Annotated in this window: 17 protein-coding genes; 4 read left to right on the top strand and 13 right to left on the bottom strand. The window is 71.8% G+C overall.

The window, feature by feature from the left end:
- Positions 1–26: 26 nt before the first annotated feature.
- The 3 genes from BM314_RS09130 (at position 27) to BM314_RS09125 (ending at position 1,073) form a co-directional block, all read left to right on the top strand.
- Positions 27–275 (top strand): hypothetical protein, encoded by a 249-nt coding sequence (locus BM314_RS09130; protein ID WP_139237820.1) that lies wholly within the window; start codon positions 27–29, stop codon positions 273–275.
- Positions 276–576: 301 nt separating this feature from the next.
- The gene (locus BM314_RS30135; RefSeq protein ID WP_139237819.1) at positions 577–771 is read left to right on the top strand and encodes a hypothetical protein; all 195 of its coding nucleotides are present in this window, start codon (positions 577–579) and stop codon (positions 769–771) included.
- Positions 772–845: 74 nt separating this feature from the next.
- Positions 846–1,073, top strand: a complete 228-nt coding sequence (locus BM314_RS09125; RefSeq protein ID WP_020091033.1) for a hypothetical protein — start codon at positions 846–848, stop codon at positions 1,071–1,073.
- 7 nt (positions 1,074–1,080) lie between these two features.
- Here BM314_RS09125 and BM314_RS09120 read toward each other — a convergent pair whose 3' ends face one another.
- Positions 1,081–2,049: a helix-turn-helix domain-containing protein gene (locus tag BM314_RS09120; protein WP_091977914.1), complete on the bottom strand. Its 969-nt coding sequence runs from the start codon at positions 2,047–2,049 to the stop codon at positions 1,081–1,083.
- 121 nt (positions 2,050–2,170) lie between these two features.
- Here BM314_RS09120 and BM314_RS09115 point away from each other — a divergent pair, with 121 nt between their 5' ends.
- Positions 2,171–2,614 (top strand): Ros/MucR family transcriptional regulator, encoded by a 444-nt coding sequence (locus tag BM314_RS09115; RefSeq protein WP_091977913.1) that lies wholly within the window; start codon positions 2,171–2,173, stop codon positions 2,612–2,614.
- 51 nt (positions 2,615–2,665) lie between these two features.
- Here BM314_RS09115 and BM314_RS09110 read toward each other — a convergent pair whose 3' ends face one another.
- The 12 genes from BM314_RS09110 to poxB all read right to left on the bottom strand — a co-directional run bounded on the left by BM314_RS09110 (position 2,666) and on the right by poxB (position 15,447).
- Complete coding sequence (locus BM314_RS09110) at positions 2,666–3,184, bottom strand: hypothetical protein (protein WP_091977912.1); 519 nt, start codon at positions 3,182–3,184, stop codon at positions 2,666–2,668.
- Between the two features lie 31 nt (positions 3,185–3,215).
- On the bottom strand, positions 3,216–3,767 hold the full coding sequence (locus BM314_RS09105) for a hypothetical protein (protein WP_091977911.1): 552 nt from the start codon (positions 3,765–3,767) through the stop codon (positions 3,216–3,218).
- Positions 3,768–3,934: 167 nt separating this feature from the next.
- On the bottom strand, positions 3,935–4,873 hold the full coding sequence (locus tag BM314_RS09100; protein ID WP_020091028.1) for a pirin family protein: 939 nt from the start codon (positions 4,871–4,873) through the stop codon (positions 3,935–3,937).
- 135 nt (positions 4,874–5,008) lie between these two features.
- Entirely contained in the window at positions 5,009–6,040 is a 1,032-nt protein-coding gene (locus tag BM314_RS09095; RefSeq protein ID WP_056522820.1) for an aldo/keto reductase, read from the bottom strand.
- A gap of 92 nt (positions 6,041–6,132) precedes the next feature.
- Complete coding sequence (locus BM314_RS09090) at positions 6,133–7,128, bottom strand: HlyD family secretion protein (RefSeq protein WP_056522821.1); 996 nt, start codon at positions 7,126–7,128, stop codon at positions 6,133–6,135.
- A 1-nt stretch (position 7,129) separates the two neighbouring features.
- Entirely contained in the window at positions 7,130–7,354 is a 225-nt protein-coding gene (locus BM314_RS09085; protein ID WP_020091025.1) for a DUF1656 domain-containing protein, read from the bottom strand.
- Complete coding sequence (locus BM314_RS09080; protein WP_091977910.1) at positions 7,351–9,207, bottom strand: FUSC family protein; 1,857 nt, start codon at positions 9,205–9,207, stop codon at positions 7,351–7,353. The genes BM314_RS09085 and BM314_RS09080 overlap by 4 nt, the downstream gene beginning before the upstream one ends.
- A gap of 47 nt (positions 9,208–9,254) precedes the next feature.
- The gene (gene cydB, locus BM314_RS09075; protein ID WP_091675999.1) at positions 9,255–10,241 is read right to left on the bottom strand and encodes a cytochrome d ubiquinol oxidase subunit II; all 987 of its coding nucleotides are present in this window, start codon (positions 10,239–10,241) and stop codon (positions 9,255–9,257) included.
- A 6-nt stretch (positions 10,242–10,247) separates the two neighbouring features.
- The gene (locus BM314_RS09070; protein ID WP_091977909.1) at positions 10,248–11,660 is read right to left on the bottom strand and encodes a cytochrome ubiquinol oxidase subunit I; all 1,413 of its coding nucleotides are present in this window, start codon (positions 11,658–11,660) and stop codon (positions 10,248–10,250) included.
- A 107-nt stretch (positions 11,661–11,767) separates the two neighbouring features.
- Positions 11,768–13,279: a malate dehydrogenase (quinone) gene (mqo, locus tag BM314_RS09065; RefSeq protein WP_091977908.1), complete on the bottom strand. Its 1,512-nt coding sequence runs from the start codon at positions 13,277–13,279 to the stop codon at positions 11,768–11,770.
- Between the two features lie 11 nt (positions 13,280–13,290).
- A complete protein-coding gene (locus tag BM314_RS09060; protein WP_020091020.1) occupies positions 13,291–13,689 on the bottom strand; it encodes a cupin domain-containing protein in 399 nt (132 codons plus the stop codon).
- A 30-nt stretch (positions 13,690–13,719) separates the two neighbouring features.
- Positions 13,720–15,447, bottom strand: a complete 1,728-nt coding sequence (gene poxB / locus BM314_RS09055) for a ubiquinone-dependent pyruvate dehydrogenase (RefSeq protein ID WP_091676006.1) — start codon at positions 15,445–15,447, stop codon at positions 13,720–13,722.
- Positions 15,448–15,466: the final 19 nt, after the last annotated feature.

Here is a 15,466-nt window from a genome sequence, read left to right as displayed (position 1 = left end):
ATAGCGCCGCCATGGCGAAGCGCCCCATGACTCTCGACCTGTTCATGACCCTGGATATCGTCGATGACGACGTCTCGGCCGTCGTCGACGCCTATCTGGCCGATCCCACGCCCGGTTCGGTGGCGTTCGGGGACGGCTTCCGCATCGACCCCGCGGCCGCGGTGGCCTCGCATCCCTTCGCCCGGACGCTGATCGATCAGCCCTGGGCCGATGCCGGGCTGCGCCGGGCCGCCATCCGCGCCGCCATCCTGCTGGCGGAGCCGGAGCGGGTCTGACCGGATCGGCCGCCTGTCGCGCGACGGTCGCGCGGTATTCGTGGGGCTGGCCTGCCGCTTTCATCGCGCTGGCATACCGCTGTCATGCGGCCGTCATGGGCGGGATGGCAGGTCGCCGCCACGGCGAACCTCCCGACCCTATGCCGCCACTCCGCCCGCCCGGTCCTGCCGTGGCGGGCTTTTGTATGCCCGCGGCTCGGCCATCGCGACGACGCGCGTCGGATCCTACGCCTAAAACGGTAGGTGTGCCGGCCTCCGACCACACGACGCCCGGTTGTAATCTGAGGCGGAGACGGCGCGGATGAACGGCGCCCTCACGGTGAACGATCGGTTTACCCAAACCGCACAATTGCGCCGACCGCCCCGATCCGGGCGCGATCGGCGGGCGTTCTACGGGCAGGTCCACCGGAGACGTGCTGACATGCTGATCCTCAACCCGATGACCGGCCAGATGGTCGAGGTGCGCGTGCCCCGGCCGAAGCCGAAGGCCGCCTGAGCGCGCCAGCTCTCCGTCCGCTTCCCCGCACGCCCGCGGCCCAGGCGGCGTGTCCTTCCAGCCCCGCACGACCCATGCTGCCGACCGATCTCGACCGACCCGCCGAACTGACCCTCTGGCCGGGCTACGCGCCGGCCCGGGTGGCCGTGTCGCACAGTTTCCCGACGCTGCGGGCCGCCCTCGCCGCCGCGGTCGCGGCGATCGATGCCGAGGATGCCAATCCCTGGATCATCACCGAGGGCGGCGACATCCTCGCTCCGGGATGGATCCGCGCGAACACCGCGGGCGCCGTCCTGCAGTAGCCGGACGTCAGCCGGCGAGCTGGTCCGCGCCGCGGTTGCGCCACCGGTACTCGCTCGGCGAGATCCCGTAGCTGTCCTTGAAGCGGCGGCTGAAATGGCTCTGGGTGCAGAAGCCACAGCTGTAGGCCAGCTCACCGACGGCCAGATGGGCGAAGCCGGGATCGGCGAGACGCTGCGCGGCGGTCTCCAGCCGCCGCCGCCAGATCCAGTCGGCGATGTTGCGGTCCTGCTCGCGGAACAGGGCCTGGAGGTGGCGCAGCGACACGCCGACGGCCGCCGCGAGCCGGGCGGGGTCGAGGTTCAGGTCGCCGAGATGGGCCTCGATGTGGGCCAGCGCGCGCTGGAAGATCAGGACGCCCTGGATGTTCTTGGGGGTCTCGTGCGCGAGGCGTTCCGCGATGCTCGCGACGATGAGATCGACGCCGACCGACGCCATGCGGTTCGACATGTCCGGCGTCAGGCGCTCCGCGTTGCGGACCAGTTCCTGGAAAAAGGCCGTCACCATCGACGTGCCGACTTGATCCGCGCCGATCGTGAGGCACGTGAACCGGCGCGTCGAGCCGAGGGCGCGCTCCAGGGCCGCGCGCGGCAGCTCGACGAACAGCGTCTGCGTGTCGACGTCGGAGGCCATCGTCGCCGGCCGACGGTCCATCACGACGATGTCGCCGGGATTCTGGATCGCGGTGCGGTCGTCCTGCGCGCTGAACACGCGGCCCTTGAGCGTGATGGCGACGTTCAGGGTCTCGTACTTGCCGTGCCGGCGGATCGTGTCCGGGGTCGCGACGGTGGTGACGGCGCTCTGCGTCACGCGCGTGATCAGCAGCGGCCCGACCTCCGCGGCCTCCAGCGTGCCGGTGAAAGCGTGCGCCACGGCAGGCGTAAGTTCGACCGGCACGATCCGCTCGAAGATCGTCTCACGCCAGAGGCGGAAACTGTCTTTCGGCTTGAAATCCGCCGTCGAGAACAAAGTCCTCATCGTAAATTCTTGTATTCATGCTTCGCCGCGCGCGCTCGGGAAAACGGTAGCACGCTTTCAGGCAAGCGCAACGGCGCGGACCAACTTATGAGGGTTCTCGACCTTGTCAGGAGCCCATAACGTGTCCGATTCGACCCTCGTCAGCCCCCAATCCAATATCGTGCTGACGGCAGGGCTCGTCGCTGCCTACGTATCGAACAATCGGGTTCCGACCGCCGACCTCCCGACCCTGATCGCGCAGTGTCACGACGCCATCACCGCGCTGGCCACCAACGGGGCGGCGTCGATCGAGGCGGCGGGGGACACGGACGCGCTGCGCGACCGGCCTACCGCCGCGCAGATCCGCAGCTCGATCCGGCCCGACGGCATCGTGAGCTTCATCGACGGGCGCCGCTACAAGACGCTCAAGCGCCATCTCACGGCCCACGGCCTGCACCCGCAGAGCTACCGCGAGCGCTACGGTCTGCCGGCCGACTATCCGATGGTCGCGCAGGAATATGCCGAGCGCCGGTCCGCGCTGGCGCGCTCCATCGGCCTCGGCGTGCCGGGCGAGCGCGCCGCCTGAGCCGACCCGCCTCGGCAGGCCGTGGCTGATTCGTGGCTGGCGCTCCCGGCCTCAGGCGGCCGCGTGCCGTCCGTCGGGCAGCAGATCCCGGCTCGCCTGCTCGATCCGTTTGAGCCAGTCCTCGGCCGCCGCCGCCCGCAGGGTCGCGGCCTCGGCCCGCGCCTGGGCCTCCCGGACGCGCCGGTCGGCTTCCGCCTCGCGTTCGAGGACCTGCCGCGCCGCCTGCGCCCGCGCTTCCTCCAGGAGCGCCCGCAGGGTCCGGATCTCCTGCTGGGCGGCCTCCAGATCCGCGGCCAGCGTCTCGCAGGCGGTCGATTGCTGGTGCAGGCGCTGATCCTGCGCCTGCTTCGCGACGGTCGCAGCCGACAGGGTGTCGAGGATCTGGCTCCAGTCCGCCACCGGCCGCGACGGCGTCTCCGGATCGGGTTCGGGGGACGCTTCGGAACGCGCCGCCGGGCTCGGCGCGTCGGCTGTGCGCGGGCCGTCGGCGATCCCCGGAGCCGGCTCCGTCGGTTCTCCGCGCTCGCGCGCGATGCGGGCGTCGAGCTGGGCCCAGAACGTCGCGTTCATCGCCGTGGCGATCCCGCCGGGCCCGCGCCGGTCACGAAGCCGCCCGCGTCGCGGAGGTCCGGGCGCGGGCGTCCTGTGTGCTGCCCGCCTGGCCGGTCACCTGTCCGCCCGGCTGCATCACGAATTCCGCGTCGATCGTCTCGGCGATGCGCTGGAGCATCTGCTCCGCCGCCGCGGCCCGCTCCTCGGCGGCCGCGGCCCGGTCCTCGGCGGCCTGGATCAGCTTGATCGCCTGCGCGTGGACCTCGTGGGTCTCCCGCTCGGCCGCAAGCACCTGGGCGCGGGCCGCGTCCATGTCGGCGCGCACCTGCCGCAGCAGGTCCTGGACGTGCGTCTCCTGCTCCTGTGCCCGATCCTCGACGTCCCGGATGTAGCGCGCCGCGCCCTGCACCCGCTCCAGCAGGTCGGGCCACCGCTCGACCGGCGACGGGTTCTGGTTGCGCCCCTGCGCCGAGACGCGCTCGTCCGCGGCGAGCAGGACGAGGTTGCCGGTGCGGATCCGGGTCGTCGGCTCGCGGGCGTCGCGCGCGACGGCATCGATCTGGTCCAGCGCCTCGGCCTTGGGGTGCTTCGTCTGTTCCATCACGCGTCCTGCCGACAGGGTGCAGCGCAAGCCTTCGGTGAGGCATCGGCGTCTGCCTCACACCGACGGAAAATGGTTAACAACTCCTTAATGTTCGCGCTAGGGTTGCGCTGCCGCGGCGATACCCGCGCGACGTCGCGCGCGGGACCGCCGGATCGCGGGCCGTCTCACGGGTAGCGGACGGGCTGCGGGTCCTCCGGCAGCGGGATGAACTCGGCGTCGTTCGGCACGGTGTCGAACCGACCCTGGCGCCAATCCTCCTTGGCCTGCGCGATCCGCTCGGGCCGGGACGAGACGAAGTTCCACCACAGGTGGCGCGGGCCGTCCATTGGCTCGCCGCCCAGCACCATGAACCGGGCCGATTCCGTGGCGCGCACGCTGATGCGGTCGCCGGGGCGGAACACCAGCAGCTGGCCGGGGCCGAAGCCGTCGCCGGCGATCTCGATGGCGCCCGCGACAGTGTAGATTGCCCGCTCGTCGTAGGTCGGATCGAGGGGCAGGACGGCGCCGGCCTCGAGGGCCACGTCGGCGTAGACCATCGGGCTCGAGGTCCGGACCGGCGAGCGCGCGCCGAAGGCCTCGCCGGCGATCAGCCGGACGGTCTTGCCCTCGCCGGTGAGGACCGGCAGCGCGGCGGCGTCGTAATGCTCGAAGGCGGGGGCGTTCTCCTCGTCCCGGTCCGTCAGCGCGACCCAGCTCTGGATGCCGAACAGGCGGGAGCCGGTCTGACGCAGCGTCGGGGCGGTGCGTTCCGAGTGCGTGATGCCGCGGCCGGCGGTCATCCAGTTCAGCTCGCCCGGCCGGATCGGCAGCTCCGTGCCGAGGCTGTCGCGGTGCATGATCTCGCCGTCGAACAGGTAGGTGACGGTGGAGAGGCCGATATGCGGGTGCGGCCGCACGTCCATGCCCTGCCCGAGGAGGAATTCCGAGGGGCCCATCTGGTCGAAGAAGATGAAGGGGCCGACCATCCGGCACTCGGTCGAGGGCAGCGCCCGGCGCACCGCGAAGGAGCCGAGATCGCGCGAGCGGGGCACGATCAGGGTCTGGATCGCGTCGCAGCTGAAATGGTCGCCCGGGATCGGGTCATCGGCACTGTGCCAGCTCATCGCCTTGCTCCTCCGCGCGGGGATCGGCCCCCCATCTGCAGGCATCCTGGACCGGGAGCGGCCGGGTTGGAACAGAAACGATCGAAACGCATCGTTTCCGAAAAATCGCCCGATCGTCCCGGCCGGGGCGACGGCCTACCAGGGTGTCGGCTTGGGGTTGCGCTCGTCGAAGCCGCGCTGGTGCCAGTACGGGTAGATCGGGGTCTCCTGGCTCGCCGCGTCGAGCCGGGCGACCTGCTCGGCCGTCAGGGTCCAGCCGAGGGCGCCGAGGTTCTGCTTCAACTGCTCCTCGTTGCGGGCGCCGACCACGATGTTGCAGACGGTCGGCCGGGTCAGCAGCCAGTTGAGCGCCACCTGCGCCACCGTCTTGCCGGTCTCGGCCGCCACGGCGTCGAGGGCGTCGACCACGCCGAACAGGTAGTCGTCGGAGACCGGCGGCCCGCCCTCGGCGCCGCCGGCGGCGATGCGGCCGCTCTGGTTGGCCTGTCCGCGGCGGATCTTGCCGGTGAGACGGCCCCAGCCCAGCGGGCTCCAGACCATCAGGCCGACGCCCTGGTCGAGGCCGAGCGGCATCAGCTCCCACTCGTAGTGCCGGCCGATCAGCGCGTAGTAGCCCTGGTAGGCGACGTAGCGGGCGAGCCCGTGGCGCTCGGAGGTCGCGAGCGCCTTCATCAGCTGCCAGCCCGAGAAGTTGGAGGCGCCGATATAGCCGATCTTGCCCGCGCGGGTGAGGTCGTCGAGCGCCCGCAGCGTCTCGTCCACGGGGGTGAGGGCGTCGAAGCCGTGCATGAAGTAGACGTCGATATGGTCGGTGCCGAGCCGCTTCAGGCTGGCCTCGCAGGCGCGGACCAGGTGGTAGCGCGAGGAGCCGACCTGGTTCAGCTCGTCGTTGAACCGGAAGGTCGCCTTGGTGGAGATCAGCGCCCGGTCGCGCTTGCCCTTCAGGGCCTGGCCCAGGATCTCCTCCGAGGCGCCGCCCGAGTAGATGTCGGCCGTGTCGAAGAAGTTGACACCGGAGTCGAGGCAGAGATCGACCATGCGGGTCGCCTCGGCGACGTCCGTCTGCCCCCAGCGCTGGAAGAATTCGTTCGTACCGCCGAAGGTGCCGGTGCCGAAGCTGAGCACCGGCACGGTGAGGCCGGAGCGTCCGAACTGCCTGTAGTCCATCGGGTCCTCGTCGCGATCGCGGCCGCCGCGCGGCGGCGCGCCTGCCGGATCAACGCGCCGCGCCGCCCGGTTTTCCCGGCCGGCGCGGGCCGTCAGCGCCGCGACTCGACGACCGGCGCCCCGTCGCAGCGCTGGCCGGCGGCCGCGCCCGTGCGCCGGTCGGGCGGCAGGGCGTCCGGCGACCCGGCCTTCTCCGCCAGGATCGCGACGTTCGCCGTCATCCCGGCCGCCAGCACGATCGGGCAGGGCACGTCGTCGAGGTCGATCCGGATCGGCACCCGCTGCGCCAGCCGGACCCAGGTGAAGATCGGGTTGACCGTCGGCAGCCCCTGGACGCCCGGGGCGGCGTCGGCGACGCTGATCCCGCGGCCGAGGCCGGTGACGCGCCCCCGGATCGGACGGTCCGGCCACGCCATCAGCGACACGCGCGCGGCGTCGCCCGCGCCGATGCGCGGGAGCTGCGTCTCCTCGAAATAGCCCTCGATCCAGAAGCTGTCGCCGTTGACCAGCGTCAGCGCCGGCTGTCCCGTGGCGGCGAACCCGCCCTCCTGCAGCAGCAGGTTGGTGACCCAGCCGTTCACGGTCGCCCGCAGGGTTGTGCGCTCCAGGTTGAGCCGCGCCTGCGCCAGCGCGCCCTCCGCCTGGACCACGTCGGCCTGGGCGGCCTGCGCCTGGCCGCTGGTCGTCTGCTTCTGCTGCGGCGTGGTGGCGAGGTCGTCGAGGTCGGCGGTGCGCTGCGCGATCCCCGCGAGGTACCCGGCCCGCGCCCGGGCACTGGCGAGGGCGCCCTCGGCCTGGGTCACGGCGTTCCTGAACGTGCCGGGATCGATCGTGAACAGCACGTCGCCCTTGCGGACGAACTGGTTGTCGCGGACCCGGACCGCCACCACCGTGCCGGAGACCTCGGGCGCCACCTGCACGGTGTAGACGCGCACGCGCCCGTCCCGGGTCCAGGGCGTGTAGGCGTAGTAGAGGAAGGCGAGGTAGGCGAGGCCCACGGCCGCCGCCAGCGCCAGCAGGGTGGCAGCGACGTTGTAGGCGGGCGGCGGCTGCCAGTCGCGCAGCGACGGTCGCGGTTTCAGGGCCATCTCACGGGCCCTGGACGCGCAGGGACAGGATCAGCAGCGCCGTCACGGCGGTCAGGAGGCTGAAGTCGAACAGGGCGCGGTTCCAGACAAGGTGGTTGATGCCGATCCAGTCCAGGATCCAGCGCAGGGCCCAGGTGATTACCAGGGCGGCGAGCAGGCAGATCACCGCGGGCTCGACGAAGAGCCCCAGCACGTCGACCGCCCGCAATCCGACCACGCCGATCACGCCCGCCCTCCCGGATCGAGGTTCGGCCAGCCCGCGCGGTCGAGATCCGACACGAGGGCGGCCAGCGCCCCGATGCGCTCCGCCTGGAGGGGCAGGGTCGCCCGGTCGGCGAGCGCGCGCAAGGGATCCGGCGCCGTCTCCGGCCCCGCCGGACGGGACGCGGCGAGCCGCGCCCAGACCGCCCGGCCGACGCGGCGGCCCTCCCGATCGTCCGTCTCCCGCAGGGCGAGCAGCAGGAGCCCGATGACGAGCAGGCGCTCGCCGCTCCGGGCCGCCGCGTCGTCCGCGCCGATGAGGGCGAGCCGGCCGAAGCCCCGGGCGAGGTAGCGGTCGAGCGGCGGCAGCAGGAGCGCCGGGTCGAGGGCCGCGCCCCGCACCGACCGGACCAGCCGGCGTCGGGCCCGCAGGCGCAGGGTCGCGGCGCTCACCGGCGGCGGCAGGGCGGCGAACGCGATCGCCGCCACCGCCATGCCGAGCAGCTCGGCCAGCACGGTGTTGAGCGAGTCGGCGAGGTCGTAGGTCATCGGGTTCTTGGGATCGAGCACGCCGAAGACGAAGAACCCGAAGCCGATCCCGTAGATCGCGCGCTTGTCGGCGCGGCCGACCACCGCCAGCATCGCCACTGGCAGCAGCACCGCCGCCAGCAGCGCGAAGCTCCCGGTGGTCGTCAGCAGCGTGTAGCGGACGGTGAGCCCGACCACGCCGGCCAGCAGCGCGCCGACCAGGAAGGCGCGGGATTCCGCCCGCGGGTCGGCATGGGCGGCGAGCAGGACGCAGACGAGGCTCGCCCAGGTCGCGGCGCCGGCCCCGTGCGACCAGCCGGTGACGTACCAGAAGCCGTTGACGAGCAGGACGGCGGCGGCGGTGCGCAGGGCGTTGTCGAAGGCGTGCCAGCCGTCCCAGTCCAGGTCGTTCCACAGGAGCAGGTGCGGGCGGAACGGGACGCGCCGCCGGCCCACGCGCCCGCCGGCCCGCAGGAGCCGCGCCGAGACCCGGACGCGCCCGACCTGCCGGACGGCGATCGCCCCGCCGGCCCCGATCAGGTCGGTCGAGCGCGATCCCGGCCGGTCCGGCAGCAGCGCCCGCAGCAGGCCCGCGGCGAGCACCCGCCGCAACCGGGGGGCGGCGTTGCGGATGCCGCGGCCGCCGGAGCGCAGGGAGGGCTGCTCGGTGAAGGTGTCGGTGACCTCCTCGCCCAGGGTCATGACCGCGGCGATCGGCATCGGGCCGGGCCGCTCGCCCCGCCGCAGGGCGGCCATCCAGGCGTCGCAGGCCTCCGCGGCCGCCTCGAGCCGCCCCGCCAGGGCGCGGCTGACGGCGGGGACGCCCGGCGCCACGAACACGTTCGACGCGTAGGCGCAGCCGATCCCGAGCAGGATCGTCGAGCAGCGGTCGACGCCGATCTGGAACACGGCCTCCGGGTTCTGCACGTCGGCCAGCGCGATGATCGGCACGGTGAAGCCCATCGAGGCGAAGCCGTAGGCGCGCTGGCCGCTCTCGACGCTGGAGGCCGCGGTGAGCAGGCCCATCCACAGGGCCAGCGCGAGGTCGAAGGCCAGGGTCGCCTGGGCGAAATTGGCCACCAGCACCATCGCGACGGTGACGCCCACCAGCGTGCTGCCGGCGCGCCACAGGCTCTTGCGCAGGGAGGCCGCCCGGGTGGCGAGCGTCACCGAGATGACCGTCCAGCCGGCCCAGTGCGGCAGCGCCAGCTCGAGCCACATGGCGAGCCAGATCGCCGCGATGGCGGTGAGCGCGATGCGCACGGCCTCGGCCGCCTCGCGCGGCCACCACGCCGCGAGGCGCTGCAGGAGGCCCGGCGCGTCCTCGGAGAGCGCGACCTCACCGACCATCGCGCGGCCTCGCCGGCCGGGGCGGGTCCGGGAACCCGGCTGCAGGCTCAGTCATAGTGCTCGGCGATGTCGACCTTCCCCTTGAACACCCGGTAGACCACCAGGGTGTAGATCAGGGTGATCGGCAGGACCACGATGCCTGCGCCCCAGAACATGAAGGACAGGCTCGCCTCCGGCGCCGCCGCCTCGGTCACCGTCACGCTGAACGGCACCATGTAGGGCAGGAACGAGGCGGCGAGCGTCGCGAAGGCGGCGGCGAAGATCAGCGCCACTAGCGGGAAGGGCAGGGCATCGATCCGGCGCCGCGCCGCGTAGAGGAGCCCGGCGCAGGCCGCGGCCCCCACGAGCGGCAGGACCAGCATCTCGGGCCGCTCGACCCAGCGGTGCAGCACCCGCAGGTTCATCGCCAGCGCGTACGCGAAGGCCGCGCCGAGGAAGACCAGGACGCCCAGCAGGAGCCGCGGCAGCAGCCGGAAGCCGAGGTCGCGCACGTCGGACTCGGTCTTGCCGCACAGCCACGCGGCGCCGAGCAGCGCGTAGCCGAGGCACAGGCCGAGCCCGCAGAGCAGCGAGAACGGCGTGAGCCACGTGAACGCCCCGCCGGCGTAGAGCCCGCCCTGCACCGGCAGCTCCTGCACGAGCGCCCCGACCGTCACGCCCTGCACGAAGGCCGCGCAGTAGGAGCCGCCGACGAAGCCCGCGTCCCAGACCCGCCGCAGCCGCCGGGACTTGTAGCGGAACTCGAAGGCGACGCCGCGCAGGATCAGGGCCGCGAGCATCAGGAGGAGCGGCAGGTAGAAGGCCGAGAGCAGCAGCGCGTAGACCGTCGGGAAGGCGCCGAACAGGATCGTGGCGGCGAGCACCAGCCAGGTCTCGTTGCCGTCCCAGACCGGGGCGATCGCCTGCATCATGTGCCGGCGCGCCGTCTCGTCCGGGGCGATCCCGAACAGCATGCCGACGCCGAGGTCGAACCCGTCGAGCAGCACGTAGAGCATCAAGGTGAGGGCGAGGGCGGCGGCCCAGAATTCGATCACGGCCGCTCACTCCGCAGGATTGCTGCTGGGGGTGCCGGGACTGTCGCCCGGCACGGCGAGCGGCCGCTTGGGGTTGGCGGCGCTTCCCGAACCGGCCGGGGTCGGCAGGATGCCGGCCTTGAGCATGCGGTAGATGTAGACGGTGCCGGCCGCGAAGATCAGCGCGTAGACCGCGCCGAACACGGCGAGCGAGGTCGCAACCTGCGGCGCGGCCAGGAACGGCGTCGCCGCGTCGGCGGTGCGCAGCTGGCCGTAGACCGTCCAGGGCTGGCGCCCGACCTCGGCGGTGAACCATCCGGTCAGCGTCGCCACGAAGCCCAGCGGGAACGACAGGAAGATCGCCCATTGCAGCCAGCGCGCCCGCTCCAGCCGCCCGGTGGCGTAGAAGGCCATCCCGCCCCAGGCCAGCGCCAGCATCAGCAGCCCGCAGCCGACCATGATGCGGAAGGCGAAGAACGGGATCAGCACCGGCGGCCGGTCGGCCTTGGGGATGTCCTTGATGCCGATCACCTTGCCGGTGAGGGTGCCGTCGTCGATCAGGCTGCCGATCGGGGCGGGCAGCGCGATGACGAAGTGGTTCTTCTCCTGCGCCTCGTCGGGCCACGCGAACAGGATCTCGCCGGCCGGTGCCTGGCTCTCCCAGTGGCCCTCGATCGCGGCGATCTTCGAGGGCTGGTGCTTGACGACGTAGTCGCCGGTGAGGTGGCCGAAGAACAGCTGCAGCGGCACCAGGATCGCGGCGAGGCCGAGCCCCATCCGGATCATGGCGCGGGCCTCGATCCGGTCGCTGCCGCGCAGCATGTACCACGCCCCCGTCGCGGCCACGCAGAAGCTGGTGGTGACGTAGGCGGCCAGGACCATGTGGGGGAAGCGGACCCAGACGACCCCGTTGAAGATGATCGCCCACCAGTCCGTCGGCACGAACACGCCGTCCGGGCGCTGGGCGAAGCCGGTCGGGTACTGCATCCACGAATTGTTCACGAGGATCCAGAACGACGACAGGCTGGTGCCGAGGCAGACCATCAGGCAGGCGAACAGGTAGAACCAGCGCGGCACCCGCCTGCGGCCGAACATCAGCACCCCGAAGAACGAGGCCTCGAGCGCGAAGGCCGTGAAGCTCTCGTAGCCGAGGAGCGGCCCCTGGATCGGGCCGGTGCGGCGGGCGAGCTCGCTCCAGTTGGTGCCGAACTGGAACGCCATGACGATGCCGGAGACGACGCCGAGCCCGAAGGCGACGGCGAAGATCTTGAGCCAGAAGGCGAACAGGCGGTCGTAGACCGGCTCGCGCGAGATCATCGCCCGCGCCTGCAGGAAGGCGAGCCAGGCCGCCAGCCCGACCGTGAAGGCCGGGAAGATGATGTGGAACGACACCGTGAAGGCGAACTGGATGCGCGAGAGCATCAGGGCGGAGATGTCCATCGTTCCTCTCTCCGGCCGAAGCTCGCCGGTCCGCCGCCGCGGGCCGGGCGCGCCGCACCCTCAGATGTCCGCCGGCGGGGCGCGGGGAACCGCGCCTCGCGGAACTGTCAGACGTCGTCGATCCTCAGGACCGGCGCCGTCTCGGCCCGGCTGCGCCGGCAGGCCTCGGCGTCCCGCTTGAGGTCGATGCCGTAGGTCGGGATCACGGCCTTGAGGCGGGGCAGCCAGCCCTCCGGCGTCAGCCGGTCGGCGAAGCACTTCTCCAGGACCTCGACCGCGATGAAGGCCGCCGTCGAGGCGCCGGGCGAGGCGCCGAGCAGCGCGCAGATCGAGTTGTCGGCCGCGGCCACCAGCTCCGTGCCGAATTCGAGGTAGCCTTCCTCCAGCGGGTTCGCCTTGCCGGTCGGCTTGATCGTCTGCACCCGCTGGCCGGCCACCGCCGAGGTCCAGTCCTGCTTCAGCGCCTTGGGGAAGAAGTCCTTGAGGGTCGCGAACTGGTGGTCGGAGCTCTGGAGCACCTGGCCCACGAGGTACTCGGTGAGCGCGACGTTGTCCTTGGCGACGTCCAGCAGCGGCACGATGTTGTGCGGTGTCAGCGCGGTGAACAGGTCGGTGAGCGACCCGTGCTTCAGGAAGCGCGACGAGAAGCCCGCGTAGGGCCCGAACAGCAGCGAGCGCTTGCCGCCGATGATGCGGGTGTCGAGGTGGGGCACCGACATCGGCGGCGAGCCGGAGGCGGCCTTGCCGTAGACCTTGGCGTGGTGGCGCACGCTGACCGCGTCGACGTCGCAGCGCAGCCAGATGCCCGAGACCGGGAAGCCGCCGTAGCCGCGCCCCTCCGGGATCTTCGAGGCCTGCAGCAGCGGCAGCGAGCCGCCGCCCGCGCCGATGAACACGAACTTGGCCGTCACGGTCCGGCGCGTGGCGTCGTAGGTGTCCTCGACGGTCACGGCCCAGCGGCCATCGTCGACCCGGTCGAGGGCGACGACCTTGCGGTTGTAGTGGACGGCGAAGCCGGGCTGCGCCGCGAGCTGCTTCACCAGCAGGTGCGTCAGGGCGCCGTAATCGACGTCCGTCCCGGTGACGATCCGGGTGGCGGCGATCGGCTCGCCGGGATCGCGGCCCTCGATGATCAGCGGCGCCCAGCCGGCGATGACCTGCGGGTCCTCGCTGTACTCCATGCCGTGGTAGCAGTGGTGGGCCGACATCGCGGCGTAGCGCGCCTTGAGGAAGGCGACGTTCTCGGCCCCCCAGACGAAGCTCATGTGCGGGCAGGGATGGATGAAGGCGCGGGGGTCCGGGATCGCGCCCTTCCTCACCAGATGCGCCCAGAGCTGGCGCGAGATGTCGAACTCGGTGTTCACCTCCAGGGCCTTGGCGATGTCGACGCTGCCGTCGGGGCGCTGGGGGGTGTAGTTCAGCTCGCAATTGGCCGCGTGGCCGGTGCCGGCGTTGTTCCAGCCCTCCGAACTCTCCTGCGCGCAGTCGTGCAGCGTCTCGAACATCGCGATCCTGAGCGACGGCTCCAGCTCCTTCAGCATCGTGCCGAAGGTCGCGCTCATGATCCCGGCGCCGATCAGCACCACGTCGGGAGCGTCGTCGAAGCTCATGGCGGCCATCGGGCCCCTCCTCAGGCGGTCTTGTTCGGGACGAAGGGGAGCCGGGCCTCGGCGCCGGGGGCGAGGATCACGTAGGCCCGGCACCAGGGCTCGTCGTCGACGAGGCGCCAGGAATGGCCGGAGCCGGCCGTGTCCTCGGCGATGAGGATGTCGCCGGGGCGGATCGTGAAGTGCGCGCCGGCCCTCGTCTGGAAGTCGAGGGTGCCGCGCAGGGTGATGACGAACTGCCGGGTCGGCGCCGCGTGCCACGCGTAGGTCCCGCCGGCCTGGGTCTCGCGGAAGGAGATCGAGACCACGTCGGTCGTGCCGCTGAGGATGTCGCCGCGCTCGCCGTGGGGCAGGTCGATGACGCCTTCCTCGAAGTAGGAATTGTCGTCGTCACCGGTCCAGATGCGTACGCAGCGGATCATCGGGCAGAGCTCCGGCTTCGGAAGGGCGCCTCAGCGCCAGAGGTTGGTCTTGGCGAGGTCGATGATCTCGGTGCCGCGCCCGTCGATGACGGCTCGGGCGAGCCACATCCCGAAGCCCGTCACCTGCTCGAGGCCGACCTTCGGCGGCATCGACAGCTCCTGGCGGGCCGACACGACGTCGAGCAGCGCCGGGCCGTCATGGGCGAGCATCGCGGCCATCGCGTCCGGCAGCGCGGCCGGATCCTCGACGCGCCGGGCGAAGATGCCGGCCCCGCTCGCCATCGCGGCGAAGTCCGGGTTCACCAGCTCGACGCCGGTCTCGAGGAAGCCCGCCGCCTTCATCTCCATCTCGACGAAGCCCAGCGTGCCGTTGTTCAGCACCACGATCTTCACCGGCAGCTTGTGCTGGTTGAGGGTCAGCAGGTCGCCCATCAGCATGGCGAAGCCGCCGTCGCCGGAGAACGAGATGATCTGCCGCCCGGGATAGGCCGCCTGCGCGCCGATCGCCTGCGGCAGGGCGTTGGCCATCGAGCCGTGGTTCAGCGAGCCGATCAGCCGGCGCTTGCCGTTCATGGCGAGGTAGCGCGCCGCCCAGATCGTCGGCGTGCCGACGTCGAAGGTGAAGACCGCGTCCTCGGAGGCCGCCTCGCTGAGCGTCCGGGCGACGTATTGCGGGTGGATCTTGCCGCCGGGCTTGCCGACCGCCAGCGCGTCGAGCCCGGCGCGGGCCTTGCGGTAATGGGCGAGGCTGTCGTCGAGATGCGCCCGGTCGGTCTTGGCCTGCAGCTTCGGGAGCAGCGCCGCGATCGTCTCCCCGACGTCGCCGATCAGGCCGAGATCGATCCGGCAGTGGCGCCCGAGGCTCCCGGCCCGCAGGTCGACTTGCGCGACCTTGGCGTCGTCCGGGTAGAACTGGCGGTAGGGGAAGCCGGTGCCGAGCAGCAGCAGGGTGTCGCAGTCGAGCATCGCCCGGTAGCCCGACGAGAAACCGATCAGGCCGGTCATGCCGACGTCGTAGGGATTGTCCCACTCGACGTGCTCCTTGCCGCCGAGCGCGTGGACGACAGGCGCCTTCAGCGCCTCGGCGAGTTGCAGCAGCTCCGCGTGGGCGCCGGCGCAGCCGCGGCCGCAGAACAGGGTCACGCGCCCGGCCGCGTTGAGCATCCCGGCGAGCGCGTCGAGGTCCGCCTCGCGCGGGCGCACCACGGGCGGGGGCGGCACCAGGGCGGCGGAGAGTTCGGGCGCGTTCCCCGGCATGGCCATGAGGCCGACATCGCCGGGGATCACCACGACGGCGACCCCGCGCTCGGCGATGGCGACGCGCATCGCGGTCTCGATCACGCCGGGCAGCTGGGCCGGCGAGGAGACCAGCTCGCAGTAGTGGCTGCATTCCTGGAACAGGTTCTGCGGGTGCGTCTCCTGGAAGTAGCCCCGGCCGATCTCCGCCGAGGGGATCTGGGCCGCGATGGCCAGCACGGGCACGCGGGAGCGGTGCGCGTCGAACAGGCCGTTGATCAGGTGCAGGTTGCCCGGCCCGCAGGATCCGGCGCAGACCGCGAGCTCGCCGGTCAGGTGCGCCTCGGCGCCGGCTGCGAATGCGGCGCTCTCCTCGTGGCGCGTGTGGATCCAGGCGATCGAGCCGTCCTGGCGCAGGGCCTCGGTCAGGCCGTTGAGGCTGTCACCGACCACGCCGTAGATGCGCTTCACGCCGGCCTGCGCCAGCGCCCGGACGAACAGATCGGCGACCTTCGTGCTCATGGTGTCTCGCTCAGCTGAA

Origin of the sequence: Methylobacterium sp. 13MFTsu3.1M2, from assembly GCF_900112625.1 — a bacterium.
In the GTDB taxonomy this organism is placed as follows: domain Bacteria; phylum Pseudomonadota; class Alphaproteobacteria; order Rhizobiales; family Beijerinckiaceae; genus Methylobacterium.
Note: the sequence above shows the minus strand (reverse complement) of the source record. Positions and strands in the feature narration are given on the sequence as shown.

Excerpts from the sequence above, each read along its gene's own strand:
- BM314_RS09130 (WP_139237820.1), top strand. The coding sequence starts at position 27 with ATGACTCTCGACCTGTTCATGACCCTGGATATCGTCGATGACGACGTC.
- BM314_RS30135 (WP_139237819.1), top strand. The coding sequence starts at position 577 with ATGAACGGCGCCCTCACGGTGAACGATCGGTTTACCCAAACCGCACAA.
- BM314_RS09125 (WP_020091033.1), top strand. The coding sequence starts at position 846 with ATGCTGCCGACCGATCTCGACCGACCCGCCGAACTGACCCTCTGGCCG.
- BM314_RS09120 (WP_091977914.1), bottom strand. The coding sequence starts at position 2,049 with ATGAGGACTTTGTTCTCGACGGCGGATTTCAAGCCGAAAGACAGTTTC.
- BM314_RS09110 (WP_091977912.1), bottom strand. The coding sequence starts at position 3,184 with ATGAACGCGACGTTCTGGGCCCAGCTCGACGCCCGCATCGCGCGCGAG.
- BM314_RS09105 (WP_091977911.1), bottom strand. The coding sequence starts at position 3,767 with ATGGAACAGACGAAGCACCCCAAGGCCGAGGCGCTGGACCAGATCGAT.
- BM314_RS09100 (WP_020091028.1), bottom strand. The coding sequence starts at position 4,873 with ATGAGCTGGCACAGTGCCGATGACCCGATCCCGGGCGACCATTTCAGC.
- BM314_RS09095 (WP_056522820.1), bottom strand. The coding sequence starts at position 6,040 with ATGGACTACAGGCAGTTCGGACGCTCCGGCCTCACCGTGCCGGTGCTC.
- BM314_RS09090 (WP_056522821.1), bottom strand. The coding sequence starts at position 7,128 with ATGGCCCTGAAACCGCGACCGTCGCTGCGCGACTGGCAGCCGCCGCCC.
- BM314_RS09080 (WP_091977910.1), bottom strand. The coding sequence starts at position 9,207 with ATGGTCGGTGAGGTCGCGCTCTCCGAGGACGCGCCGGGCCTCCTGCAG.
- BM314_RS09070 (WP_091977909.1), bottom strand. The coding sequence starts at position 11,660 with ATGGACATCTCCGCCCTGATGCTCTCGCGCATCCAGTTCGCCTTCACG.
- mqo (WP_091977908.1), bottom strand. The coding sequence starts at position 13,279 with ATGGCCGCCATGAGCTTCGACGACGCTCCCGACGTGGTGCTGATCGGC.
- BM314_RS09060 (WP_020091020.1), bottom strand. The coding sequence starts at position 13,689 with ATGATCCGCTGCGTACGCATCTGGACCGGTGACGACGACAATTCCTAC.
- poxB (WP_091676006.1), bottom strand. The coding sequence starts at position 15,447 with ATGAGCACGAAGGTCGCCGATCTGTTCGTCCGGGCGCTGGCGCAGGCC.